Source organism: Robertmurraya sp. DFI.2.37, assembly GCF_029211245.1.
Taxonomy (GTDB): Bacteria; Bacillota; Bacilli; order Bacillales; family Cytobacillaceae; genus Robertmurraya; species Robertmurraya methanolica_A.
The window spans coordinates 1-298 of sequence record NZ_JARGEJ010000669.1 but is presented as its reverse complement, the minus strand read 5'-3'; the positions used below and the strand labels follow the sequence as shown (position 1 = coordinate 298).

1 protein-coding gene is annotated in these 298 nt (G+C 47.7%); it reads right to left on the bottom strand.

The window, feature by feature from the left end:
• Nucleotides 1–298, bottom strand: a 298-nt coding sequence (locus PZE06_RS28135) for an AAA family ATPase (protein ID WP_483314098.1), incomplete at both ends; no start/stop codon positions are given.

Below are 298 nucleotides of genomic sequence, written 5' to 3'. Positions count from 1 at the left end.
ATGATCGGGAACTTCCACGCTGATTCCTTTGCGTAAATCGGATATCTCCTGATCAATGGCGATGATTGCTGAATTTGATTTAGGTGATAAACAAAGTTCAATTACCGCGTTGGCTAAGGGGATTCGTGCTTCAGGGAATCCAACTCGCTCTGCTGTTTCAATTGCATCAAGGGTTCTCGCCCCTGCTTGGGGACTGGCAAGGCCAATATCCTGATACGCAATAACAAGCAGCCTCCTGCTGATGCTTTGTAAATCACCAGCTTCAATGAGGCGGGCTAAGTAATGTAGGGCAGCGTTG